This window comes from Streptomyces sp. MUSC 14 (assembly GCF_001866675.1).
Taxonomy (GTDB): Bacteria; Actinomycetota; Actinomycetes; order Streptomycetales; family Streptomycetaceae; genus Streptomyces.
On record NZ_MLYN01000053.1, the window covers coordinates 24,318 to 49,329 of the forward strand.

The window sequence follows — 25,012 nt, forward strand, 5'->3', positions numbered from 1 at the left end:
GGCCGTCTTCGAGGTGTTGGGTTTCCGTGGCACCGCGTGAGCTCCGGGGTCACGTCTTTGCTGGCTCTTTGCAGCCTGACGAGAGGGGCATCGACCTGGCGGAACCAGTGCGGAGCGGAGCTTGGACAGCAGCCGTGTCTCCCCTGGCTCCGGGCCGAGGACGTCCTGACGAAGTTCGGCATGGATCACCTTCACGAGCCCGCGAGCCGGCCGTGCGACCACGCTCCACCGCTGGGACACCCGCCGTCTCCAGTGCCGCCTACTGCCGGTCGCTCTGAACTGCCCGCCCGTCAGCGGGCTTACCTCGTCGAGCAGCACACCACCGCTGACCTCGCCGAACGATTCCCCGTCTCTCGTTCGACCGTGTACCGCCCGGTCCCGTGGCGATGCCCATTTATTTGACCGATCGTTCTTAATACGCTTATGGTCTTCAACGCGGCCAGGACCAAGGAATTCGATCCGGACGCCGCGCTGCAGTCGGCCCTTGAGCTGTTCTGGCGGCGCGGCTACGAAGCGACGTCGTTGACGGATCTGGTCGAGCACCTCGGCATCGGCCGCGCCAGCATCTACGCGACCTTTGGCAACAAGCGCGAGCTGTACCTGAAAGCCATGGACCGGTACACCGAGACGCGCGACCCGGCCCTCCTTGCCGAGCTGTCCCAGCCGGGCCCCGCACTGCCTGCGGTGCGGGCGGTAGTGCGCCGCTTCGCCGCAGAGGCCGTCTCTCCCGAAGGCCGGCTGAACGGCTGTTTCGTCACCAATACCGCGGCTGAGCTGGCGCCGCACGACCCTGCGGCGGCCCGCCGGGTCGAGATCAGCTGGGAGCACGTCGAGACCCTGCTGCACTCCGCGCTCGTCCGGGCCCAGGCTCAGAGCGAGCTGCCCGAGGGCGGCGATCCGCTTGCGCTGGCCCGCATGCTGCTCGTACTGCTGCAGGGGGTACGCATCGTCGGCAAGGCGTCGAACGATCCCGCCCGGGTGCGGGACGCGACCGAACAGGCCCTAGCCCTGTTGGACTGACTAACATCCGTGGAATCCACCGGGTTCCCTTCCGCATGCCCAAATAATGAACCGATCGGTCTAATATCGAGAGGGGGCGGCATGACCGCCACGAGCGCTGCCCGCGTCGCCACTATGCATCAGCGATGATCGGCGGAAGGCTCGCGGAAAACCTGCTGGACCTACTGGCGCCGGGCGGGAAGTCGGTCAGCCATGGACAGAGCGCCGAGGAACCGATCTCGGTACATGCCTCGACGCTGCTGCACAGGTCACCGACGCTGCGGGGCAAGAACATCAGCCGCTGGTCATCGGAGGTTTCCACCGAGAGGCGGGCTTCCGATGTCGCCGCCGCGATATTGATCGCGTCGGCGCTCGATGGCCAGTTCGACGTAGCCGCCACATGCGGCCTCGACGAGCTGGCCGACGGGGTGGAGCACACGGTCCGGCCTGGGAAGGTTGGTGCGGTGCTCGTCCGCCCTCGGTAGCGTGGCCGCCTCTACCGGCTGGCAACACCGTGCGACACCCGGCGCCGACGACAAGCGCCGACCTGGACGAGGAAAGAGCCGTACTGCCCGATCCGCCACAGGACGGCCCACATGCAGTCGGTGACGCCCCGCCCGAACAGGAGGGGCCCGTGAACGTGGAACCCGGCACCTGCTCGTCCGTCGAAACGCACGGCACAGTACCTGCCTGTCCGGCACTCGCGCCCGGCCCTCCACCAGGTTCCGGCCCTGTTCCGGTAGTAACGGCTCGCCCAGTGATCTCACTCCGTCGGAAATGATCCGCGGTCGCAACCAGTCTGTTTCTACCGCCGCATCAGGGAACGGAACCCTCCAACTCGCCCCGGACGAGGGCGACTACCTCTTCATCCTGGCGGACATCACTCCGGCCGAAGCGCGGTTGCGGCAGCACGGCCAGTCCGAAACAGCCTCGCGGCTACGGCAGTTGCTCGATACGATGCACGGCGTCTCTGCCCTGGTGCTCCATCGCGGCATGGACATCCTGACCTCGAACCTGGGCCGCCATGACGCTCCCGACCGGCTTCGGCACACTCCCCCGGACGAGCCGGCTCACCTTTCCCGGCGCCCCCGCCCGGGCCCTGTGCGCCAACTGTCGGCGCGACGCCCGCGAATGTGTCGCGTCCTTCAAATGGAGGCCGACCCGCACAACCCGGCGCCGACCGCCCCGACCAGCTCCTGGTCGCCTGCACCGCCCAGCCCGACTCACCCTTGTACGAGGCAGTCGGCTTCCTGCTGCGATGGGCGACCGGGAACACCGGAAAGCACGATGGCCTCCCGGTCCGGGAGCGGTGACGACTCGGGGCCGACGGTGGCTGCCGTCGACCCCGACTGCCGCCGGTGTCAGCTCAGTCCGCTGGCTGTGCCGCCGAAGAGCCCGTTGTTCACGGACAGGGCGAAGCCGTCGCCGTTGCTGAGGTACCAGTGGGCGAAGGAACCGTATGAGCTGCCGAAGCGCAGCACGACCTGGTTGGCGGACCAGGATACGACGGTGATGCCGATGCAGTTGGCGCCGTTGCCGTCGCTGTAACCGGCCTCGAAGTTGCTGTCGTCGAGGAAGTAGAGCTGGTTGCCGTAGGAGTTGCCGTTGTTTCTGTACGTCCCGCAGCTCGTGACGTCGTTGTTGGTCCCCGCGGGGGGAGCGGTCCCGAAGCCGGAGCCGTTGACGGTTATCGTCGGCGAGGCCACCCCGGGGCCGTGGGGCCCGCTGAAGGAGACCGAGCTGATGGAGGTCTGGGCCGCCGCGGCGGCGGTACTGGCCTGGGCGGGAGCGGCGGTCGCCGCCAGACCCGCGGTGAGTCCGAGCGCCGCCGTGGCCAGCGCGAGTCTGTGTGCCATGCTCATCTCTGCGTTCTCCTTTGGACGGTGGGACAGGGCGCGGAGGCCGTGCCCAGGCTGAGGGGATGTGCGTCTCAGTGGTGCTGTGCAGTGCGTTCCACACTGTGGACGGGGTGCATTTCAACCGGCTTACAGCTATTCCGGATTTCAACCGGCACGCGGAGCTTGTAGCGTCGGGGCTGCGAGCCTCACGGACCGATCCGCTGATGCTGCGGCTCACGAGGCGGGTGAACCGTTGATCTTCTGCCGGGTCCTCGGCCCGATCGAGGTCGAGATCGACGGCGTTGTGGCGGAACTCGGCGGTCCGGTTCCCCGCAGGCTGCTGGCGGCGCTCGCGGCCGGCGTTGGGGCCCCGGTGTCGCTGTCGACGCTGGCCGAGGAGGTCTGGGACGCCGAGCTGACCGCCGGGGTCACGAACGCGATCCGGGTCACGGTCCACCGGCTGCGCAGCGCGCTGGGCCCACAGGAACGGGGGCGCCTGGAATCGACCCCACAGGGCTATCGCCTCGCGCTGCCGACGGAAGCGACCGACGGGGGCCTCTTCGAGCAAGGAGTGGAGCGCGGCACGGGGGAACTGGCCGCCGCCGATCCGTCCGGTGCCGTACGGACGTTGGAATCGGCCCTGGCCCTGTGGCGCGGCCGTCCATGGGCGGAGTTGGGCGAGTCGCTGCATGTGTCCGGACGGCGGGCGCGGATCGTGGAGCTGCGGGATGTCGCGGTGGAGGAGTTGCAGGCCGCGCGGCTGGCCCGGGGTGACACCGCCCGCGCGGTCGCGGCCCTGAGCCAGTCGGTGATCGAGGCGCCGTACCGCGAGAGGCGCTGGGAACTGCTCGCCCTGGGGCTGTACCGCAGCGGCCGACAAGCGCACGCCCTGGCAGAGTTACGCCGGGTGCGCGGTCTGCTGTGCGAGGAGCTGGGCACCGAACCCGGCCCGGCTTTACGACAGTTGGAGCAGCGAATGCTCGTGCACGACCCGAGCCTGCTGATCCTACCGACCCCGGCGTCGGCACCCACACGGTCCGACGAACCGCCGTCCGCCGATCCGGAATCACCGCCTCCTGCGATCCCCCGTCCCCTGACCCGGCTGATCGGCCGGACCCGGGAACTGGCACAACTGGGCATGGAACTCGCCGCATCCCGCCTGGTGACGATCACCGGCCCGGCCGGGGTCGGCAAGACCCGCCTCGCCGTCGAGCACGCCGCCGACCGCGCCGACGCCCGGCTCGTACGACTGGCCGATATCCGCAGCCCGGAGGTGATCACCCCCGCGATCGCCGCGGCCGCAGGCATGACACACACCGCCGGCGATCCCCTCGCTGCGATCGCCCGGGTGCTCGCCGATCGGCAGGAGTTACTGGTCCTGGACAACTGCGAGCACCTCACCGACGCACTCGCCGGTGTCGTCCTGTCACTGCTGGCGCGGTGTCCCAAGTTGCGGATCCTGGCGACCAGCCGTGGCGCGCTGGGCCTGGACGGCGAGTACGTGCTCACGCTGGCACCGTTGCCGGTCCACGGCCAGGGCGGTACGGCGGTGGAGCTGCTGTTCGATCGAGTGCGGGCTCACCGTACGGGCTGGACACCCACCGCACGCGACATCGACGCGGCCGCCACCATCTGCACCGTGCTCGACGGACTTCCCCTTGCGATCGAACTGGCCGCCGCCCGGGCGCGGTCGTTCGGCCTGGTCGACATGGCCGCGCTTGTGCACGAAGGGTTCGACGCCCTCGGTAACCCGGCCCGCGGCACGGTGTCGCCGCACGACTCGCTGGCGACCGCCATCGCCTGGAGCGTCGACCAACTGCCGGACGGGGAGCGCGCGTTGCTGCTGCGTCTGTGGCCGTTCGACGGCGGCTTCTCCTGGCAGGCGGCGGCAGCGGTGCGGCCTGCCGGTGCGGACGGTGCGGTGTTCGCGGGGCTCGCGGCGCTGGTCGACCGGTCAGTGCTCACGGCAGACGTGTCCTCCGGGCAGGTCCGCTACCGCCTGCTGGAGACCGTCCGCCGGTACTGCCGTGCCATCGACCCCGACCGTGCCGCCACACTCCGGGCACATGCCGAGTGGGCGCGGTCCTTCGCCGCCGAGCAGGCTTCGCTGCTGACCGGACCCCGGTACAGGGAGGCCGTCCACGCGCTGGCGGGCGAGCTGAGCAACATCCGGGCCGGTATTGCCCACGACCTGGGACACGCACCCGCCCAAGCCCTGCGTACGACAGCAAAGTTGCGGTATCTGTGGGTGGCCGTCGGGCCGGTGCTCGAGGGAAGACGACTGCTGCGACAAGCCCTCGACGCGTGTCCTGACGCGTCCGTCACCGATCGCGCCGCCGCCTGGATCGGGGTCTCCGTCGCCTCCAACCACGCCGGCGACACCGACGCCGCGCTCGGCGCCGCCGATGCCGCGCTAGCGCTGCTCGACGACGAGAACCCGGCGCACGACGAGCTGCTGCTCGACGCGCACATGCGCCGCTGCAACGCCCTGGCCGACACGGAGGCCGGCGAACGCATGCGCGTCGCGGCCCTCGCATTCCAGGCGGCCTGTGACCGCCGGGACCCGCCCGGCTTCCTGCGCGTGGCGGCACTGTGGGCCCTCGCCATGGTCCACTTCCAGGACGGGAGCATGGCGGCCGTGACCGAGACCCTGACCAGGGCGCACGATTTCGCCGGAGCGTGTGGATTCACCTCGGGGCAAGCCATCACCGATCTGCAACTTGCCTGGCATGTGCTGGCCGATGGGCAACGCGATGAGCGGGGAGTCGAAGCGGGGGCACACCGGGCCCTGGAGCTGCTGGTGCGCGCGGTGAACACATTCGAGCAGCAGCCCAACGCCTCCGACGAACTGGGAGCCCTGTACGCGGGCGTCTTCGCCCTCGCCCTGCTCGGCGCCCCCGAGACCGCAGCAAGGCTGCACGCAGCAGTCGCCGACCACGCCGAACGTGGCGGCACGGATCCGGGCCGCTATATGCGGTTCGCCGGTCGGAGCTTGGAGGACCGGGTACAACGGCTGCTCGCGTCACTCCCGCTCCTGGGGCGCGATGGCCCCATGGCCTGGGCGGAGATGGTCGCCCTGTTCACCGGTGCGGCCGGCACGCTGTCGACGAAGCCCTGACCCGGCGTTGTCTGTAAGCCGCTTGCAATGCCGACCGGCCAGAGTGGTGGACGGGCACGCCATGAACAGGAGGAGAGCATGACCGATTCCCCGCTCACCACACGCGACATCGCCATCCGCTGTGTGCAGATGATGGCCGAGGGCAGCCTCGCCGACTTCGAGAAGTTCGTCCACCCCGACGCGGTCAACCGCGAGAGCCGGGCGGAGCCACAGGCGGCTCGCCTCCGTGGACCGCGGGCCTACCACGCCAGCGCGCTCTGGCTGCGCGCCGCCTACTCCGACATGGAGTGGAGGATCGAGGAGACGGTGGCCGAGGGTGATCTGGTCGTCCTGCACACCACCATGTCGGGGCGGCACACCGGCACATTCGTGACGTACGACGAGAACGCCCGCCCGTCCGGGGCGTTCCCCGCGACCGGGAAGACCTTCTCTGTCACCCACACACACTGGTGCCGCATGGACGACGGGCAGCTCATCGAGCACTGGGCCAACCGCGACGACCTCGGCCAGTCCCTGCAACTGGGCTGGGTACCGCCGACACCCTTGTACATCCTGCGCATGCAGCGGGCGCTGCGCCTCGCCCGCCGCGAACACCGGCTTGTCACCACCTCCCGCTGAGGCACACCAGCGGTTTCCCGATCGCCAAAGAGCGCGACCCGGTCTGCCAAGAGTGCGCGACCGGGCATGAGGATGAGCAGAAGCACTTCAGGACCGGTGTGCTCACCCGTGCCGTCAAAGGGCGACGTCCGCGCAGGGAGCCGTCCCCCGGCGCGGTGCGTTTGTCGGCTCAGGGACAGAAAACGATCACCTTCCGCTCCGAGGGACTACCGAACTTCGACGGCACCGCCTACGCCTCGGACACCATCCCCGGCATCCCGCTCCGCCCACGCGCCACTGGTCCACGGGCCTCCATCGCACCATACGCACGACGCGCAGCCAGTGCTCGGCCGCCGGGTCCTGACCGGCCCCGGGCTTGCTCCTCCGGGCTCGCGACGCTGGCGGGGAGGTGCGAGCGGATAGGCCCGACGACCAGGGATTCAGACCCCTGCGGACGTCCGGGCGTCCTCGGCAGGTGCCACGGGCGCCGCCGCAGGGCCGCTGCCGTGCCCCTCCGGGGACCCGAACCAGGCCACCGCCACCGCGCCCGACACAGCGAGCACGAACCCGGTGATCGCCGCCCAGGCGAAGCCGGGACGGGAGACATCGCCGAGCCACAGCACGCCGATCATGCCTGGCAAAACGGTCTCGCCGACGACCAGCGCGGCGGTGGCGCCGTTGACCGAGCCGATCTGCAGGGCGACCGTGTGCAGGTACATGCCGCCGATGCCGGCCACCAGGATCGCGTAGAACGCCGGATCGCAGAGCAGCGCTCCCAGGTCGAACGGGGCAATGCCGTTCAGCACCCGGACCCCGACACCGAGGGCGCCGAAGCACAGTCCGGACAGCAGGCCGGCCAGGATCGCGGCGCGCGCCCCCAGAAGGCGTACGGCCACGGTCCCGCCTACGATCAGGAACAGCGAGATCCCCAGAAGCCACCAGTGCGTGGAGATCGGGGTGTCGCCGCTGCCTTCCGGCCCCGCCGCCGTCGCCAGCAGCACCAGCGCGGAGCAGACCACGGCGATCGAGGCCCATTCGGCGCGGTTGAGCCGGACGCCGAGCAGCTTGATGCTCAGCACCGCCGTGATCACCAGGTTGGCACTGATCACGGTCTGCGACAGGAACAGTGGCAGGAGGCGCGCCGCCAGTGCGCCGAGCCCGAAGCCGACGAAGTCCAGGACGGTCCCGACAATGAATTCCCAGGTCATCGCCGCCTTCGCAGTGGACGACAGGCTCGGGCCGCCGTGCTGGGTCACGCTGCCAGCGGCGGCCTCCCGGCGGGCTGACTGCCGTGATCCGACGGCCTGCAGGACGGAGCCCGTGCCGTAACAGATCGATGCTGCCACGGCGGTGAGCACTCCTATGAGCACCGAAAGCTCCGTTCATGTATGGGTCGGTGGGGATTGGTCGCGTTCCCACTGGCAGACGGGGGTTTCGGCGCGGAAGTTGCTTTCCCGCGAGTGAGTTACCTGCCACGTTCTGTTGCAGTCGGTCGCCACCAGGCCGGAGGTAGGTCATGAACGAGGTGTGTTGACCACGCCAGCGAGCCGGTACAGACGACATGACTCAACGCGCGGGGGTCTCGGAGGCGGCGACAGCGCGCTGAGTCGACTGTCACGGACCACGGTGCACAGCGTTCTCGGCAAGCCTTGACTGGTAGCCGTGGCACGCAGGTCCCCAAGCCTGACCGGTCCCGTCGTACACCACCGCGGCGGCGTCGCGTTGAGTCCCGCCGGAGGACCGTCCCCCTCGCCCACCACTTCGGCGGACGGCTGGTCCTACCACTACGGCTTCCTTCCTTTTCGGCCAAGAGTCCAGTCTGCCCGGTACCAGCCCGCCGCCGAGGTGCCCATCCCGCCGACCCCGGTGGAGGGCGCCCCCGGGGGGCGGCGCCGAACGAGTGGGAACAGGACCGCCGGCGCGGGCCGCGAGCAGACCTGCTGTCGCCGGCGGGCGCCCGGCTATGGGCGGGCGTCGCCCAGGAACTACCCACGTGCGCCTACCACCAGGCGCTCCAGTGGACAGGCTCCCCCACACGTCCCGCTGATGCCGGACGACGAGGACCCCGGGGACATCGTCTTCATGCGGCTGCTGCGCTGCGCCGACCGGCAAATTCAGGCCTCCCGGCTCCAGCTGGCCCGCGCGCTCGCCGACCTGGCCGCCGACGTCCGCACCGGAGCGTTGCCGATGCCCCGCACCCGCCGCGGGGACCTGCGGTCCGGCGCGGGAGGGGCCAGCCCGCTTCGGCACGCGAACCTCACAGGCATCCCGTGCCTCGCCTCCGCATCCGCAGAGTCCGTCCGGGTCCGCGGCGCCTGAGTACGAGCAGATGTCCGCGGAGCGCCGGCCAGACGCAGAGCCGTCTGAAGCGGGCAGTGGAGCGCAATGTGCCGCTCGTCATGGCCTGCCAGACCATCGCCGTCCCGTGGTAGGCACACGCAGGACGAGCCGCCACCGACCCTACGGTCCGCCGCGCCCGGGCTCCCTGGTACCGGCAGATGACACACATCTCCATGACCGACATCCTGGCTGCCTTCCACCAGGCCCGAATTGAACCCGAATTAAAGAAGTCATCTCAGCTCAAGCACGTGACAGGGTAATCGTCATCGACGCCCGCGCAGCGACGGGCAGGACGACGGCATCGCGACACCGTGCGCCATGCCGAGAGCCGCCTCGACGTATGCCTGCACGCCGGGGCAGCCGTGGGCCTCAGGGGCCGCCAAACCCGGTCTGTCGCCGGATTCACGTCCACGACAGCCCTCGTAGCCCAAGGCCGCCGCACGGTCAGTTCTGGCGTACCACTGTGAGCCCCTCCGCCGGCAGGCTTTGCCACGAGGTGCCGGGAGGCAGGTGTTCGCCCTTCATCACCAGGGACAGCGCACCGATTCGAAGGCTCCGCACACCTTGCCGCCGGAATTTGTCGTTCGAGGCCCGGCGGCAAGGCATGCGTGTGGGAATCGCTCCGACGTTCGCCTCCATGCGCGGACGGAGCGTACCGTCGTGTCGCGCGTATTACGGCTAAATGTTTGATCCGCCACCGGAGGTGTTGTTCCACCAGGCACTGTAGGAGTTCAGCGAGTACTGCTTCTGCACGCCGCTGGTCGAGGTGATTTCGATGCCGTACTGCATCGTGTCGAAGGTGGTGTTGCGCAGGAGGTTCTGCGACGCGGCCCATCGCCAGACCGCCGAGGCGTCGATGGTGCCGGTGTTGGTCTGCTGGGCGGGGATGAGCTGCAGGACGTTCCAGCCGGGATCGGCCTGCCAGACCGACGCGTACAGCACGCCGCCGATGGTCACGTTGGACGCGATCTGCCTTCCCCAGCCGCCTGCCGTCCCGGACCAGCTGGTGAAGACCATGATCTCGTCCTGGTTGCCGGTCGACCAGAAGTCGCTCGTCCAGTCCCAGTAGTCACTGCCGGAGACGGGAGTCGACGACGTGTTGTACCAGAACCCCGCCGAGTTCAACTGCGACAACGGCGTCTGGGGTCGGACCGCCGTGTTCGGGTAGGACTTGATCCCGCCGCCGGAGTGGTTGGCGTCGACGTACCAGGACTTGATGCTGTTGACGGTCAGGCACTGCGGGCCGTGGTTTTGGCCCCAGATGTTGTTGTAGACCGTCCAGTTGCCCTGGCTGTACTGACCCCACTGGTCGCAGGTGGAGTAGGCCTGGGCCTGCGCCGGAGACGCGATGCTCAGGAACCCGGCGATCACGGCGGCTATCAGGGCCGGCCGACCGAACCCGGCCGACTTGCTGCTGATGGATTTAAGGGCTTGCCATCTCATGTGTCCCTCCAAGGACGGCGATGGGTTGTTCCGGACCCCCCGGTCTGGTGGCGGACTCTGGCGCCGCGAGGTGTCGCTCGCCGGCGAGTCCGGGCTCGGGACTGCGCGACTCAGCCCGTCCGAGGTGCTCGCGCGGTTGGCCGACTGATCGGCTTGATGGCCGGCCCTGGGCGAAGTGGTTCCTCCCACTGCTCGCAGTGGGAGTCCCCGCCGAAAGCGAGGCGGCCGAGACGGTCGATCAGCTCACGTGTTGACACCTTCACTCCGTTCGCATGCGGTGCTGCTCGCGATGGCGGGTGGCTCGTGTCGTCGAGGTGACGCGCTCAGGAACTGCGGGAACGGTGCTCGGTCCCCCTGCCTTCAAGCACCGGGCTTGCCAGACGCAGGTGCGAAGTATCGAAGCGCTTGCGTCTCTGGACAGTAATGATGAGATGCCTGAACGGCAAGGCTCTCCACAGGAAGACACATTTCCTTCACTTGCGGACATCGCTTTCGAAGCGGTTCACTATCGAAGCGCTTCGAATGGCCGCGCCAAGTGCCCGCAGATCACCGCCCTGGGGCACGACGCGGAACTGGGCCCTGGTCATAGAGTCCTCCGGGGCCCTCACCACCACCGACGCCCAGGCTCCTCACCTGGACTACGAGGCCGCCTCCTACTCCCCGGTCAGCGTCGACCTGGGTTTGAAGCTGAACGTGCGCTGTGATGACACCCCGCGTATGAGCCCGGCCGCCGACTGCGGCTGTGTCTACCCCGACTACACCCCTACCTACGACATCTCCGTCACCGGCTCCTACGACCAGGTCGCGTGGCACATCCTGTGGGCGCAGCGCAATCTCGCGCACCAATGGGGCTGGCAGGGCCACGGCCCGGAGCTGACGCGGACGATGGACCAGTCCCTGATCCGCGCCAACCGGCGTACCGCCTGCCCGTCCTCGATCCCGCGCCCGTCCGGCAAGAGCTGTGACGAGTACCCGTTCGCGTCCACCCACCAGGGCGCCAGCGTCAACCCGGACTTCGCGTGTCACATGGTGCCGGAGGCGCAGAACCGTCTGGAGGGCGGTGCGCGCAAGTCCTGGTACAACGCGAACCGTCTGCTGGAGAACGACAAATTCTGGGTCTTCGTCACCGACGCCCCAGCGTCGGCCGCCGCTTCTCCGGTGCGCCCGTTGGTGCAGTGCCCGTAACGCCGGCCGCGTAGTAAAACCCTGGGGCAGCGAAAACGCTGTCCCCTCCCTCTGTTAGGAGCCCTGTCATGGCCTCACTCATCGACCGCGTCCACGACCCGCGTCTGTTCGTCGCCCACGCCACCCTCGACCTCATCGACCTCGACACCTTCGAAGACGTCCCCCTCGACTACTACGCCGCCAACGGGCTTGTTTCTGCGCGGGAAAACTACGCCGCCGTCGTCTGTGCCACCGAGGGCGGTGACATCGACGTCACCGCCGAACTCTGGGACGCCCCTCCCGCCCTCCACCTGGACGACTGGCAGGACGCCGCCGAAATCTCCTTCACCTGGACCACCACTGGCATCTGCATCGGCCCTGGCGAGGAAGACCCCGAGGACACTCATCAGCTGGCCCTGCCCGGCCCCGGCACCTACCGCCTCCTGGTCCACGGCCGCCACCGCGACGACGGTGACGTGCGCGACGAGGGTGACCCGGTGGAGACCTATCTGCTCCAGCTGTGGCCGGCGCCCCTTGCCGGCCCCGTCACCCACAAGGCGGCGAGCCGGTTCGGAGCATCGTTGCGGAGCGAGGGTGCCGAGCCCAAGGGGCAGGTCCCGTCCTGGTTCTGCGCCGACCCGTGGCGCACGACGCATCGTGACCGGCCAGCAGCCCCAGGAGGACTACTACACCGCCGACCACTACAAGACCTTCAACCTCGTCGACCGCGCCTGCTGATCTCCACCAGCACGAGCTGACGAACCGTCCGCACGGCGGCCGGGACGCACCCGCACCCCGGCCGCCGCATCACATCCCGCCGCCCCTGACAGCCTTCCCTGCCGGTGCTGGCCAGGCCTTGCAAAGCGGGGGGAGCCCGCGAGCGCCTGGCGCCGCCGGGACCTCAAGTAGCCACAGCCTGCCGGGGGATCGACGAGCTGAGATGGCAATGCCCCCACGGCAACGCGTACATCCCGCACTGGACCGCAGAGCGCGCCCGGATCGGCGCGGTCTTCGAGAAGGGCGACCAGGGCGCCCACTTCTGCACGGCGAGCGTGGCGCAGAGCCCGAGCTGGCACATTCTGATCGCCGTGGCCATCTGCACCTTCGACGCCGACTCCGGACAGCCCGACCGCGCCTTCCTCGTCCTCGACCACAAGCACGGCAAGGACATCCAGGATCTCCTCAGCGGCAACGCCCTCGGCATGAACCGCGGCATCGACAACAAGGTCAAGATCACCGGCCATCCCGCAAGCCGTGACACCTCGATCTCGGACCAGAACCACACCACCAAGTTCAGCGACACCCAGCTGCGCATCCAGCGCACCGGCCCCGAGAACGGACGAGGACTGAACCCGACTCATCCGCACCCCACTCACGCCGAAGGGCCGTCACCGCGAAGCGCGCTGGTGAGGGGCAGGCCCTGTATCCAGTTGTGATCAAGCCGGGGTGCGACACCTTGTGTCTTCAACTCCAGAAGTCAGAAAACGATCCACCCCACACATCTTGTCAAACGTTGAACGGACTCCTAGAGTCCGGCGTTGAAGGGAGCGTGGGACCGCTCCCCCGCCTCATGTCATCCGAGCAATGGAACCGCGATGTCATCTGCACATCTCAGGCCGGAACGCCTGATGGTTGCCGCCCTGGCGACGCTCTCACTGCTTCTCCTGGGACAGCCGCAAGCCCACGCGGCGACCTGGGGAACCCCACAGACCATCAACTCGTGGAACACCATCAACGGACGGTGGACCGCCAACAACGAGTTGGAGACCTACACCCCCGACTGCGTCTGGTACGAGGGCAGCACCCTCGTCGTCAAGACCTACAAGTCGGGCAGCACGTACTACTCCGGCCGCGTGGAGTCCAAGGCGCTCTACGGCTACGGCACTTACAGCTTCACCGCGAACATGCCCAACGGCCAGGGCCTCCTGCCCGCGGTATGGGCGGCCTACCTGAATCCGTGGCTGCCCGAGTTCGACGCCGCCGAGATCGTCGGCCAGAACCCGAACTCCGTCTACCAGACCTCCCACGACTCCAACAACGCCCAGACCCAGTTCTCGAAGACAGATTCCGCGGGCTGGACCAACGCGTACCACACGTACTCGTTCACCTGGTGGCCGGACCACATCGACTTCGCCGTGGACGGCACCATCACCGGCACCAAGTGGTACACCACGGCACCGGGTGCCGGGATGCACTTCATCGTCAACACCGCCGTCGGCGGCGACTGGCCGGGCAATCCCAACGACTCGACATGGGCAACATCAGACGGCGCGAGGTACCTGAAGGTCTCCTCGATCACGTACACCCCGTACCAGCCGTAAGGGGTGGGTCCGCTTCAGGACCCGAACTCGGAGGATTGCGGAGAACGTGCCGGCCGGCCTGGCGGGGCGCCGTCGTGGCAACGTCATAACCCCCTTCAATCTACACGGCCAGGACAAGGGCCGTACCTTCACCGAGATCGTGCAGCCCCACCGGACAGGGCAACTGCACCAGGCCGATGGCAGCCGTGGCCGAGTCGCAGAGTTTCACTACGGCGACTCGGTCCAATGGGACGCTCCCGACGTCAGTGTCCCGCCCTCCCGGTGTGCGTCCTGGCCGAAGCGCCGTCGGCACATGAGGGCGTCGTACCACCGCGTTTCCCCAGCGCGTCGCACGCTCGACATTGAGCCTGCGGCGCATACCTGCCAGGGAACCGATGCACCGTCATGCGCCGGCCGGCACCCTCTCCATCCGGGGCCAGACCGGCTCCAGCCCCTGCTGGTGCGGCATCCCGGCGGTCGGCCCCCGCAGTCCGTTGGCCGCGCCCGAGGTCCGCGGCGCGGATGGCTCACGGCAACTGCCGTGTACCGACTACGACTACTTCCTCTCCGCCGACGGCAGCGGGTGCGGCGGCGCGATCAGAGTCACGGACATCCACGGTGAACGGCTGACCATCACCGGGATCGCGCTACGGTCGAACATCGCGCAACCGACCGGGGTCCAGTTCTCACGGCACTGATCGCACCGTCGTCACCTAGCCGAACAGTCCGACTGGTCGCCTGCCGCAGGCACGGCGACCAGTCGGCGAGGCACTCCCGGGAACCCGCCGGTCCGGCCGCACATCGTCCGGCGCGGGGGCCGTCAGACGTCGCGAAGGTCCGTGAGTTTCTCGAAGAAGAACTCGTGTTTCAGAAACGACACGTCGTACTCGTGCCCCGGATACGGCGGGATCAGCTGGGACGCCTGGATCAGGCGCCAGCCGTCGCACAGGGCGGCCACGCCCGTCGCGTAGGGAGGCTCGTCGCTGTCGCCCGTGGTAGGGCATGTGCGGCCGGTACCGTCGTAGAGTGCCCAGCCGATGACGTCGGAGTCCAGTGCGGACGTGCCCAGGTACAGCACCAGAAGTTGTTGGCGGACGGTCGGGGAGGTCGGGGCGGGGGCGGGGTTGATCGCGGTCATGCGGGCATCTCCTGCGGTCGGTTCGAGACGCGGGTGACCCAGTGGTCCAGGTCGAAGTCCGCGTCGCCGGTCAGCGCGCGCCACAGCAGGACGCGGTTGTAGAGCTCCAGGCGACCGGTCGCCCCTTCGTACCAGGGGAAGCCGGTGTTCAGTTCCGACGCCACGCCCGGGTCCGCCAGGTCCGAGGTGTCCCACAGCCGCCGCTGCCGTACCGTCGGGTTGAAGCGGATCTTGAACATGTAGCGCAGGATGTCACTGTCGTTGCGTCGGCCGCCGTGCCAGAGTCCGTGGTGCAGAAACACCACGGTGCCCGCCGGACAGACCAGTCGGTGCTGGCCACGAAGGTTCTGGTACCGGCCGGTGTCGCTCTCGTTCGTGCGCCGCAGATGGCTGCCGGGCACACTCAGCGTGCCGCCCATCTCCAGGGTCACGTCCTGCGGGTAGTACATGAGCTGCACGTCGAACGCGTCGGTCCGTGCGTCGATGATGGCGTCCGCGTGCAGCGGCTGCGCCCGGCCCTCGTGCGGCTCCCGGACGTGGACGAAGTGGTGGTCGATGTTCGGATCGGGGCCGACGAGACTGTGCAACGCGCCCGCGACCTCGGGCAGGTCGACGAGCCGGCGCATGAAGGAACCCTCGGGATAGGCCTCGGCGACCGGCGTGCCGTACGGCACCGGAGGAACGCCGGCGCCGAAGACCTCCATGGCCTCGGCGTTCGTCTCCGCGGGCACCACGGCGTCCAGGCGCAGCGATCCGTGGGCGACGAAGTGCGCCATCCGCACCGAGCTGAGCAGATGCACTCTGGTTGTGGTCATGTGCACCACGCTAGGGAAGGCATCGCGTCCGGCGCGTGGGTCCGGCTCACCACCGCTGGTAGGTTTTCACCATGCTTGAGGCGGTGGTGTGCCTGGACGAGCCGCCGGTCGTGGCAAACGTCGGCGTCGGCGTCCACGGCCCGGCTGGGCACACCGACGTCTTCCACCTGCCCGACCTGTGGCAGCTGCACCTGTACCGGTACGAGGCCGACCTCACGGTCGACGGAACGCCGCATGTCATCCGACCCGGCCGGGTCAGCCTCATACCGCCCGCCACGACCGTCCGGTACCGCTACCGGGGCCGCTCCGAGCACCTGTACGCCCACCTGCGCCTGTCCTCCGGCGGCGCGCCCCGCACGGTGCCCGTCATGCAGGATGCGGGCCCGGAGCTGGCCATGCTGTCCGCCCTGATGCTCCAGGCCGTCGCGGCCTGGCCGAGCGCACCGGTCCGGGCCGCGGCCGAGGTCTGGGCCGCCCTGTGGCGCGTCGGCCACCTCACCCCGCCGGCCCCGCAGGGCTCTCTGGACGGACCGCACCAGGCCGTCACCGCCGCGATCTCCTACATCGAGTCCCGGCTGACCGACCCCCTCACCGTCCCGGAGGTGGCCCGCGCCGCCGGGATCTCCCACAACCACCTCACCCGGCTCTTCCGCACCACCACCGGCGAGACCGTTGTCGCTTACATCCGTCAGCGCCGCCTGGCACGCGCCCGTCACCTGCTGCGCGAATCCACCCTCTCCATCTCCGCGATCGCCGCCGCGGTGGGAATCCCCGACCTCCAGGCCTTCAACAAGGCTTGCCGCCGGGAGCTGGGAGCCTCACCACGAGCCGTCCGCGAGACGGCGAGGCTTGCTCACGGGTGATCATCCGGGCGGCCCGTAGAGTGAACCGACCCGATCTGTCGAAGCGCATCGACGCCACCTCCCGACGCACCCAACCCCTCGCCCAGCCCGCTGTCATGACGCCGCATCCGAGAAGTTTTCTTGAATTCACGCTACTTGTTTCGCGCGAAGCGCCCCCGTTACATTGAGACAATGTGAAGCGCTTCGACACGCGCCCATCCTTCGGCTGTCGCCCGCAGGCCCTCATCAATCAGGGGGCAGGGCAGCCTGTGGCATACCGCCGTCGATCGCACGGTGGCCCGAATGTCCCACGAGGCGTGATGTTTTGACGTCGCGTCAGGCATCAGGCTCCACTCGCCCGGACCCGGCACTTCCGTCCTGCCGAGCACCATGATCCGTATCTCTGGAGGGACACATGAGATGGTCCATCAGTAGGTTCCATGGTCGGACGGTCACGCTGGCCGCGACACTGCTGCTCGCAGCCGCCGGCACGGTGACCGCGGCCGCGCCGACCGCCTCCGCCTCGACCGCCGTGTCCGTTTCGGTCGACGCGGCACAGCAGCTCGCGACGATCCCGTCCACCGGGGTCGGCACCAACGTCGCGGTCTACGACCCCAACATGACCCGCTCCGACATCCCGGGTCTGCTCAGCGCGGAAGGTGTGGGGAGCGTCCGCTACCCCGGTGGCAGCGTCGCCGACTTCTACCACTGGCAGACCAACACCGAGGAGGACGGCGGTTATGTCGCCCCGAACACCGACTTCGACACCTTCATGGGAACGACGCGTGCGGCAGGCGCGCAGCCGACCATCACGGTGGACTACGGCACCGGGACGCCACAGGAGGCGGCCTCCTGGGTGCAGTACGCGAACGTCACCAAGCACTACGGTGTGAAGTACTGGGAGGTCGGCAACGAGCAGTACGGCAACGGCGAGTACGGCTCCGCATGGGAGACCGACCACCACTCAAGCCACAGCGCCACGACCTACGCGAACAACGTGCTGCAGTACATATCGGCGATGAAGGCGGTCGATCCCTCCATCAAGATCGGTGCGGTGCTCACCACCCCAGGAGGCTGGCCGGACGGCATCACCGGGCCCGGTGACACCGCGGACTGGAACCACACGGTCCTGTCGATCGTCGGGTCGAAGATCGACTTCGTCATCGTGCACCACTACCCGAGCAGCACGAGCGAGGCCGACCTGCTCACCAAGCCACAGGCCGACATCCCCAGGATCACCGGCACGGTGCGCTCGCTGATCAAACAGTACGCGGGCACCAACGCCGACAACGTCGGCATCGCGGTGACGGAGGCCAACGCCACCTCCTACCGGGACACCTCCCCCAACGGCCTGTTCGCCCCGGACGAATACCTGACCTGGCTGGAGAACGGCGCGTTCAGCGTGGACTGGTGGGACATGCACAACGGCACCGACTGCACCGGGCTGACCACCGTCGAAGGCGCCACCGACTACAACGACTACGGCATGCTCTCCAGCGGCGCCTCGTGCGAGCCCCCGCTGAACGCCCCGTTCCCGGCGTACTACGGCACACAGATGATCACCAAGCTGGGCGCCGCGGGCGACACGATGGTCAAGGCCACGAGCTCCGACTCGCTGCTGTCCGCGCACACCGTCCGCCGCGCCAACGGTGACGTGGACGTCATGCTCATCAACAAGGATCCGAGCAACGACGCGACCGTCAGCCTCGACTACAGCGGATTCACCCCGTCCTCCGCCGCCCCGACGGTCTACTCGTATCTCAAGAACGCTCATTCGGTCACGTCGGCCAACGCCGGCAGCGCGACCCGGCAGACCGTGCCCGCCTACTCGGTCGTGGTCGTTCAGATGCACCCGGCCGACGCCGCCTGCCGGGTCGTCTACAACAAGATCGAGTGGCCGGGCGGCCTGATCGGCTCCGTCACCTTCACCAACAACAGCCTTGGCCAGATGAACGGCTGGGACCTCGGCTTCAACTTCGGCGGCGACACCCAGATCACCACCCAGTGGAACGCCACGGTGAAGCAGAGCGGCCCGAGCGTCAACGCCGGGAACACCTCCTCCAACGCCTCCGTCGCGCAGGGTGAGAGCGTCTATTGGGGCTTCCAGGGCACTTGGTCCAGCAGTGACGCCGATCCACCGGAGTTCTGGCTCAACGGCGCAAGCTGCTCGATCGGTTGAGCCACGCCGCCGCCGGCGGCGCGAAACCGCCTGCCGCGGAGTCGCCGAGGTCGGTATGACGGCCCGACCGACCCGAGGAGCATCTCGCCCGATGGAACCGACCAGGAATGCCCTTCCGGCATGAGTCGCCTGCCTGACGCCATCGGGCGAGAGGTTCCGGGCCAGGACCGCCCACCGCTTCGGCGACCATCGACTTCCGGTGAATCAAGTGACGGGCATTGACGTCTGCGGCTGGGTTCCTATCATCCTGAAGAGTCCGGAGTTCCGATCAGAGTTCGATATATCGAACCGACTGTTCCCCATGGAGAAGCAGCAAGCCGGATCCGACAGAAGACGGAGCGGTGTGATGCCCAAGCCCCCGTTATGGTCCTACAGGACGCCTCCCTCGCAGCAGGCAAGGCCACAACCTCGACCGCCGGTTGCGGCAAGGCCCCACGTTGACGAGCGGCACCCATCCACTTCAGATCACAAGGAGGAGCCGCAGCTGCATCCTGAAGGTGGCGGTCGCCCAGGACCAGCGCCACGCCTGTCGGCTGGTGTTCGGCTTCCACTGGCTGGGCGGCACCGCCAACGACGTGACCACGGGCCGCACCGCCGAGAACGGAACATGGGCCTGCTACGGCCTCCGACGGCTGGCGAACACGGCATCCGGGACAACGTCCTCGGCATCTCCGGAGGACGTGCCCTGCGCGACACGTTCGTCAGGAACAACGGCTGCACTCCCCAGAACCCGCCCGAGCCCGCGCAGGGCACCCTCACACACCGCATCACCACCTACTCGGGATGCTCCACCAAACACCCGGTCGAGTGGGCCGCCTTCGACGAGGGCCACATCCCCGCGTCCCAGGACGGCGCCGGCGGCGACAGCGGCTCCCGGACCTGGGTGCCGGCCGAGGTCTGGAAGTTCTTCACGCCGTTCTGAGCCCGGCACACCGCCGGCACGTGAGACACCCCCCACCATCGAAGGAGCTCACTCATGACCGTCCGCCCGCAGATACGGCACCTGCACCGTGCACTGCTCGCCACCGGAGCGGTCGCCGCGCTCAGCCTCGGCGTGCTCACCGGCACCGCACCCGCCGCACCGGCGGCCTCCGCCGCTCCGGCCGCCGCCTCGCTGCCGTGCGACCTCTACGCCGCCGGCGGCACCCCCTGCGTGGCGGCGCACAGTACGACCCGTGCGCTGTACGGCTCCTACAACGGCCCGCTGTACCAGGTCCGCCGCGCCTCCGACAACGCCACCCGCGACATCGGCGTCCTGAGCCGTGGCGGATACGCCAACGCCGCCGCCCAGGACTCGTTCTGTGCCGGCACGACCTGCGTCATCACCGTCATCTACGACCAGTCCGGCCGCGGCAACCGCCTCACCCAGGCACCTCCCGGCGGGTTCTCCGGCCCGGCCGCCGGCGGCTACGACAACCTCGCCGACGCCACCGCCGCACCGACCACCATCGGCGGCCACAAGGCCTACGGCGTCTACGTCGCCCCGGGGACCGGGTACCGCAACAACAACACCAACGGTGTCGCCAAGGGCGACCAGCCCGAGGGCATGTACGCCGTCCTCGACGGCACCCACTACAACGGCGGCTGCTGCTTCGACTACGGCAACGCCGAGACCAACAGCCGGGACAACGGCAACGGCACCATGGAGGCTGTCTACTTCGGGAACATCGAGGTCTGGGGCTACGGATCGGGCAACGGGCCCTGGATCATGGCCGACCTCGAAAACGGCCTGTTCTCCGGGGTGAACCAGCACTACAACGCGAACGACCCCTCCATCAGCCACCGCTATCTCACCGCTGTCGTCAAGGGCGGGCCCAACCACTGGGCGATCCGCGGCGGCAACGCCCAGTCCGGCGGCCTGTCGACCTTCTACAGCGGAACCCGCCCCAATGTCGCGGGCTACAACCCGATGAAGAAGGAAGGCGCCATCATCCTCGGCATCGGCGGCGACAACAGCCACGGCTCCGCCGGCACCTTCTACGAAGGCGTCATGACCACCGGCTACCCCTCGGACGCCACCGAGGGCGCCGTACAGGCCGGCATCGCGGCCGCCGGCTACGGAAAGTAGGTTCACTCCTCGTATCGGAACTCGGTGGTCGCGAGCCCCGCGGCGACGGTGTGGAGGGTGCCGTCGGGGCCGCCCGTCCGCAGCCGCCAGGGGTGCGGGCTGTCGGTCGTGACGCTGAGGCGGTCGCCCTCGCGGCGGACCTCGAAGCGGGCCGCCTCGCCGGGGCCGTTCGCAGACGGGATCACGACCGTGCGGCGAGCGCCGTCCGCGAAGGCGTGCACCCTCAGCTCGACATCGTCCGCCCAGGCCGAGACCGGGCGCTGGTCGTCGGCGGCGAAGGGGATGACCGAGTCGGGGCGAGCCAGCAACGGCAGGGTGTGGAAGCCGTGCTGTTCGCGCACCCAGCGCGGGCCGGTGACCCGGACGCCGGTCAGGATGTTGGTCCAGGTGCCCTCGGGCACGTAGTACTCGACCGTACCGTCGTCGGTGAAGACGGGAGCGACGAGCAGGTCGTCGCCGAGCATGTACTGCCGGTCGAGATGACCGGTGGTGGGGTCGCCGGGGAACTCCAGGACCATGGCCCGCATCACCGGGACGCCGGTGGTGTGGGCCTGCTGGGCAGCGCGCTGGAGGTACGGGGCGAGGCGATGTTTGAGGAGGGTGAACGCACGGGTGACCTCGACGGCCTCCTCGCCGTAGTCCCACGGGACGCGGTACGACCTGCTGCCGTGCAGGCGGCTGTGCGAGGAGAGCAGACCGAACTGCACCCAGCGCTTGAACACGGTCGGCGTGGGAGTGCCCTCGAAGCCGCCGATGTCGTGGCTCCAGAAACCGAACCCGGACAGGCCGAGGGAGAGTCCGCCACGCAGCGACTCGGCCATGGCGTTGAAGTGCGAGTCGCAGTCGCCGCCCCAGTGCACGGGGTACTGCTGGCCTCCGGCGGTGGCCGAGCGGGCGAACAGCATCGCCTCGCCCTCGCCGCGCTCCTCGCGCAGCAGGTCGAAGACGGCCTGGTTGTAGAGGTGGGTGTAGTAGTTGTGCATCCGCTCCGGGTCGGAACCGTCGTGCCAGACGACGTCGGTGGGGATGCGCTCGCCGAAGTCGGTCTTGAAGCAGTCCACGCCCTGGTCGAGCAGTGTCTTCAGTTTGCCGGTGTACCAGTCGCGCGCGGCCGGGTTGGTGAAGTCCACCAGGGCCATGCCTGCCTGCCACAGGTCCCACTGCCACACGCTGCCGTCCGGACGGCGAACAAGGTAGCCCTCGCGCATGCCCTCCGCGAACAGCGGTGACTTCTGGGCGATGTACGGGTTGATCCAGACGCAGACGCGCAGTCCCCGCTGCTTGAGCCGGGCCAGCACGCCCTCCGGGTCGGGGAAGGTCTCGGCGTCCCACGCGAAGTCGCACCACTGGTAGGCGCGCATCCAGAAGCAGTCGAAGTGGAACACGCTCAGCGGGATACCGCGTTCGGCCATGCCGTCGATGAAACGGCCGACCGTGGCCTCGTCGTAGTCGGTGGTGAAGGACGTGGTCAGCCACAGGCCCAGGGCCCAGGCAGGCGGGAGGGCCGGGCGGCCGGTGAGCGCGGTGTAGCGCTCCAGGACCTGCTTCGGGGTCGGGCCGTGGACGACGAAGTACTCCAGCGACTGGTCCTCGACGCTGAACTGGACCTGGCCGACGGCTTCCGAGCCGACCTCGTAGCTGACCCTGCCGGGGTGGTTCACGAAGACGCCGTATCCGCGGTTGGTCAGGTGGAACGGGATGTTCTTGTAGGCCTGTTCGCTGCTGGTGCCGCCGTCGGCCTGCCAGATGTCCACCGTCTGCCCGTTCTTCGCCAGCGGTGTGAATCGCTCCCCCAGGCCGTAGACAAGCTCTCCGACTCCCAACGACAGCTGGGCGAGCATGTGATGGCGGCCCTCGGCGTCGGTGACGAACCCGTTGCCGCGCTCGCCCGCGGAGGTCAGCACATGACCGCCGGCCATGAACTCCAGCTGCCAGGGCTGTTCCGTGTCCACGCGCAGTGTCAGGTCGCCGGAGACCAGCTCCAGCACCGCCCCGTCCCGGCGCACCTTGCCGGCGTCCGCACCGGCGCCGGGCAACGCGAACTCCGGTCCCCGGCGCGCCGATCCGGCATGGTGGGTCGTGCGCACGCCGATGACCCCCTCGGCCGGGGACCAGCACTCCACGGTCAGCAGCGGGCTGTTGAGGGTGTCACCGCGCCGGCTCACGTGCTTCACGGGCGCGTACAGGGTCATCCGGTGGTCGTCGGCGCGGACGTCGGCGACCTCGGTGGCATGGCGGGCCGTGCAGCCGGGGCGCATGAGCCAGTAGCCGTCCGTGAACTTCATCGGGCAGGTTCCTCCGTACGCGCACGGTGCGCGGTGATCAGGCCCCGGTACCAGTGGTAGCTGTCCTTGGGGGTGCGGGTCAGAGTGTCGTAGTCGACGTGGACCAGGCCGAAGCGCTGGCCGTAGCCACGTGCCCACTCGAAGTTGTCCAGCAGCGACCAGGCGTAGTAGCCGCGTACGTCCACACCGGCGGCCATGGCGTCGGCCACGGCGGTGAGGTGGTCGGCGAGGTAGCCGATGCGGTCGGGGTCGTGGATCCGGCCGTCGGGTGCGACGGTGTCGGCCTCCGCCGAGCCGTTCTCCGTGATCCAGATCGGCGGCGACCGCGGGTAGCGTACGTGGAGGTCGCAGAGCAGCTCGGTGAACGCGGACGGGACGACCGGCCAGCCCATCGTGGTGTGCCGCGTGCCGTACGGGTCCAGCTCGGCCACGCCGATGTCCACGGCGGTGCGCTGGTCGGGGTCGGCCACGCGGTGCGGTGCGGCGGCCACGGTGAGGGGCCGGTAGAAGTTGACCCCGAGGAAGTCCAGCGGCGTCCCGATCAGGTCCAGGTCGCCCGGCAACCGCCACGGGCCGTCGGCGGCTCCGGCCCAGGTCTCGGCCTCGTGCGCGGGATGGCGCCGGGCGAAGAGCGGTTCCGTCCAGATGTGGTTGTGCAGGGTCTCGGCGCGACGGCGGGCGGCGATCAGGGCGTTGGCGTGCGGCCCGATGACGGCGATCCGCTGTGCACGTTCCGGGGTCAGGGGCAGCAGGCCGTCGTTCTTGAGCAGCACGACCGACTCGGTCGCGGCGCGCAGGGCGAGAGCGCGGTGCTCGCGGCTGTCGATCACCTCCGGGCCGATGCCGCTGTACGGATCGAGATCGGGGTCGAACTCGCCAGCCGGAAGCGGAGTTGCAGCTGGCGGCGCACCGCCCGGTTGACGTCCTCTTCCTCGATCAGGCCACGCTCCAGCGCCTCACGCAATCGGTCGACCACGGTCGCGCTGTCCTCGCCGTGGTCGGTGAAACTGTCGATGCCGCCTTTCAGCGCGGCGGCGTGGGACGTGACGTGGTCCTCGAAGTAGTGCTCCTGTTCCACCAGGTTGGAGGGCGCTTCCGCGTCGCTGACCACGAACAGTTCGTGGCCGGTCCGCCGCGCCCAGCGCCGCAGTTCGTTCTCGATGAGCGGACTGACGTGACAGGGGCGGCCGTTGACCAGGTTGCAGGCGGCCATCGCGCCGGTGGCCGCGCCGGAGGCGACGATCGGGCGGAAGGCGGCCAGGTCGTACTCGTGCAGCACACGAGGGCGGAGGCCGGAGGAGGTGACGCAGCGGTCGTTCTCGTTGTTGCAGGCGAGGAAGTGCTTGAGCACCGGAGCGGCGCGCAGGCAGTCGGGATGGTCGCCGGCCAGGCCCCGGCAGTACGCGGTGCCGAGGCGCGCGGTGTGCAACGGGTCCTCGGAGTATCCCTCTTCGCCCCGGCCCCATCTCGGATCGCGCAGCAGGTTCACCACGGGCGCCCAGGCCTGCAGGCTGTTGACGCCGGATCCGGTCACGGGTGGGCGGTGCCGGCGGAAGGCGCGTAGTTCGACCGAGACCGCCTCGGCGACGAGGCGCACCAACTCCTCGTCCCACGAGGCTCCCAGCCCCACGGCTTGGGGAAAGACGGTCGCCGCGCCCAACCAGGCCACACCGTGCAATGCCTCCGTCCCGGTGCGGAACGAGTCGACGCCCAGGCGCGGGACGGCCGGGACGAACTGATGCAGCATGGCGAGCCGTTCGTCCAGTGTGAGCCGGTCCAGCAGGTCGTCGACGCGCTTCTGCAGTGGAAGCGCGGGATCGCGGAACGGCAGCCGGGCGGTGACGGAAAGGGACGGAGAACCCACGAGTCAGACCCCTCAACAGGCG

General features: G+C 68.9%; 19 protein-coding genes and 3 pseudogenes. 14 read left to right on the forward strand and 8 right to left on the reverse strand.

Going from position 1 to position 25,012, the window contains the following annotated elements; genetic code table 11:
* The first annotated feature begins 423 nt into the window (after positions 1-423).
* Together BIV25_RS32020 and BIV25_RS32025 are read left to right on the forward strand one after the other, a co-directional pair.
* Positions 424-1,020: a TetR/AcrR family transcriptional regulator gene (locus BIV25_RS32020; RefSeq protein ID WP_071375984.1), complete on the forward strand. Its 597-nt coding sequence runs from the start codon at positions 424-426 to the stop codon at positions 1,018-1,020.
* Positions 1,021-1,145: 125 nt separating this feature from the next.
* Positions 1,146-1,484, forward strand: coding sequence for a hypothetical protein (locus tag BIV25_RS32025; protein ID WP_071375985.1), 339 nt, complete (start codon positions 1,146-1,148; stop codon positions 1,482-1,484).
* Positions 1,485-2,360: 876 nt separating this feature from the next.
* Here the strand turns inward: BIV25_RS32025 and BIV25_RS32035 are convergent.
* On the reverse strand, positions 2,361-2,861 hold the full coding sequence (locus BIV25_RS32035; protein WP_071375987.1) for a hypothetical protein: 501 nt from the start codon (positions 2,859-2,861) through the stop codon (positions 2,361-2,363).
* Positions 2,862-3,090: 229 nt separating this feature from the next.
* On the opposite strand from BIV25_RS32035, the gene BIV25_RS32040 reads away from it, so the two are divergent.
* Both BIV25_RS32040 and BIV25_RS32045 read left to right on the forward strand, forming a co-directional pair.
* Positions 3,091-5,955, forward strand: coding sequence for a BTAD domain-containing putative transcriptional regulator (locus tag BIV25_RS32040; RefSeq protein WP_071375988.1), 2,865 nt, complete (start codon positions 3,091-3,093; stop codon positions 5,953-5,955).
* A gap of 78 nt (positions 5,956-6,033) precedes the next feature.
* Positions 6,034-6,573: an ester cyclase gene (locus tag BIV25_RS32045; protein ID WP_071375989.1), complete on the forward strand. Its 540-nt coding sequence runs from the start codon at positions 6,034-6,036 to the stop codon at positions 6,571-6,573.
* A gap of 419 nt (positions 6,574-6,992) precedes the next feature.
* On the opposite strand, the gene BIV25_RS32050 is transcribed toward BIV25_RS32045, so the two are convergent.
* On the reverse strand, positions 6,993-7,922 hold the full coding sequence (locus BIV25_RS32050) for a hypothetical protein (protein ID WP_071375990.1): 930 nt from the start codon (positions 7,920-7,922) through the stop codon (positions 6,993-6,995).
* 676 nt (positions 7,923-8,598) lie between these two features.
* Between BIV25_RS32050 and BIV25_RS32055 the strand changes: the two genes are divergently transcribed.
* Positions 8,599-8,871, forward strand: a complete 273-nt coding sequence (locus BIV25_RS32055) for a hypothetical protein (protein ID WP_071375991.1) — start codon at positions 8,599-8,601, stop codon at positions 8,869-8,871.
* 699 nt (positions 8,872-9,570) lie between these two features.
* On the opposite strand, the gene BIV25_RS32060 is transcribed toward BIV25_RS32055, so the two are convergent.
* Entirely contained in the window at positions 9,571-10,335 is a 765-nt protein-coding gene (locus BIV25_RS32060; protein WP_143076732.1) for a hypothetical protein, read from the reverse strand.
* Between the two features lie 522 nt (positions 10,336-10,857).
* On the opposite strand from BIV25_RS32060, the gene BIV25_RS32070 reads away from it, so the two are divergent.
* Positions 10,858-11,520: a NucA/NucB deoxyribonuclease domain-containing protein gene (locus BIV25_RS32070; protein ID WP_071375994.1), complete on the forward strand. Its 663-nt coding sequence runs from the start codon at positions 10,858-10,860 to the stop codon at positions 11,518-11,520.
* Positions 11,521-11,594: 74 nt separating this feature from the next.
* On the opposite strand, the gene BIV25_RS47965 is transcribed toward BIV25_RS32070, so the two are convergent.
* A complete protein-coding gene (locus BIV25_RS47965; protein ID WP_079177014.1) occupies positions 11,595-11,960 on the reverse strand; it encodes a hypothetical protein in 366 nt (121 codons plus the stop codon).
* A 160-nt stretch (positions 11,961-12,120) separates the two neighbouring features.
* Between BIV25_RS47965 and BIV25_RS49700 the strand changes: the two are divergent.
* The 4 genes and pseudogenes from BIV25_RS49700 to BIV25_RS32090 all read left to right on the forward strand — a co-directional run.
* A pseudogene (locus BIV25_RS49700) lies at positions 12,121-12,237 on the forward strand (ribonuclease domain-containing protein); the annotation flags it as partial.
* Positions 12,238-12,341: 104 nt separating this feature from the next.
* Positions 12,342-12,935 carry a hypothetical protein gene (locus tag BIV25_RS53405; protein ID WP_256256382.1) on the forward strand — a complete coding sequence of 198 codons (594 nt, stop codon included), beginning with the start codon at positions 12,342-12,344 and terminating at the stop codon, positions 12,933-12,935.
* A 159-nt stretch (positions 12,936-13,094) separates the two neighbouring features.
* On the forward strand, positions 13,095-13,820 hold the full coding sequence (locus tag BIV25_RS32085; protein ID WP_071375997.1) for a family 16 glycosylhydrolase: 726 nt from the start codon (positions 13,095-13,097) through the stop codon (positions 13,818-13,820).
* 374 nt (positions 13,821-14,194) lie between these two features.
* Complete coding sequence (locus tag BIV25_RS32090; protein WP_071375998.1) at positions 14,195-14,497, forward strand: hypothetical protein; 303 nt, start codon at positions 14,195-14,197, stop codon at positions 14,495-14,497.
* A gap of 122 nt (positions 14,498-14,619) precedes the next feature.
* On the opposite strand, the gene BIV25_RS32095 is transcribed toward BIV25_RS32090, so the two are convergent.
* Both BIV25_RS32095 and BIV25_RS32100 read right to left on the reverse strand, forming a co-directional pair.
* Positions 14,620-14,937 (reverse strand): hypothetical protein, encoded by a 318-nt coding sequence (locus BIV25_RS32095; protein ID WP_071375999.1) that lies wholly within the window; start codon positions 14,935-14,937, stop codon positions 14,620-14,622.
* Complete coding sequence (locus BIV25_RS32100; RefSeq protein ID WP_177235487.1) at positions 14,934-15,752, reverse strand: phytanoyl-CoA dioxygenase family protein; 819 nt, start codon at positions 15,750-15,752, stop codon at positions 14,934-14,936. Before BIV25_RS32100 ends, BIV25_RS32095 begins: the two co-directional genes overlap by 4 nt.
* A gap of 71 nt (positions 15,753-15,823) precedes the next feature.
* On the opposite strand from BIV25_RS32100, the gene BIV25_RS32105 reads away from it, so the two are divergent.
* The 4 genes and pseudogenes from BIV25_RS32105 to BIV25_RS32120 all read left to right on the forward strand — a co-directional run.
* Positions 15,824-16,615, forward strand: coding sequence for an AraC family transcriptional regulator (locus tag BIV25_RS32105; protein ID WP_071376000.1), 792 nt, complete (start codon positions 15,824-15,826; stop codon positions 16,613-16,615).
* A 394-nt stretch (positions 16,616-17,009) separates the two neighbouring features.
* Positions 17,010-18,773 carry a cellulose binding domain-containing protein gene (locus BIV25_RS32110; protein ID WP_079177016.1) on the forward strand — a complete coding sequence of 588 codons (1,764 nt, stop codon included), beginning with the start codon at positions 17,010-17,012 and terminating at the stop codon, positions 18,771-18,773.
* A gap of 607 nt (positions 18,774-19,380) precedes the next feature.
* Positions 19,381-19,695: a hypothetical protein gene (locus BIV25_RS54635; RefSeq protein WP_071376001.1), complete on the forward strand. Its 315-nt coding sequence runs from the start codon at positions 19,381-19,383 to the stop codon at positions 19,693-19,695.
* Positions 19,696-19,749: 54 nt separating this feature from the next.
* Positions 19,750-20,832: pseudogene (locus BIV25_RS32120) on the forward strand (arabinofuranosidase catalytic domain-containing protein); the annotation flags it as partial.
* An 11-nt stretch (positions 20,833-20,843) separates the two neighbouring features.
* Here the strand turns inward: BIV25_RS32120 and yicI are convergent.
* A complete protein-coding gene (yicI, locus tag BIV25_RS32125; protein ID WP_071376002.1) occupies positions 20,844-23,126 on the reverse strand; it encodes an alpha-xylosidase in 2,283 nt (760 codons plus the stop codon).
* A pseudogene (locus tag BIV25_RS54640) lies at positions 23,123-24,990 on the reverse strand (family 1 glycosylhydrolase). Before BIV25_RS54640 ends, yicI begins: the two are co-directional and overlap by 4 nt.
* Between the last annotated feature and the right edge of the window lie 22 nt (positions 24,991-25,012).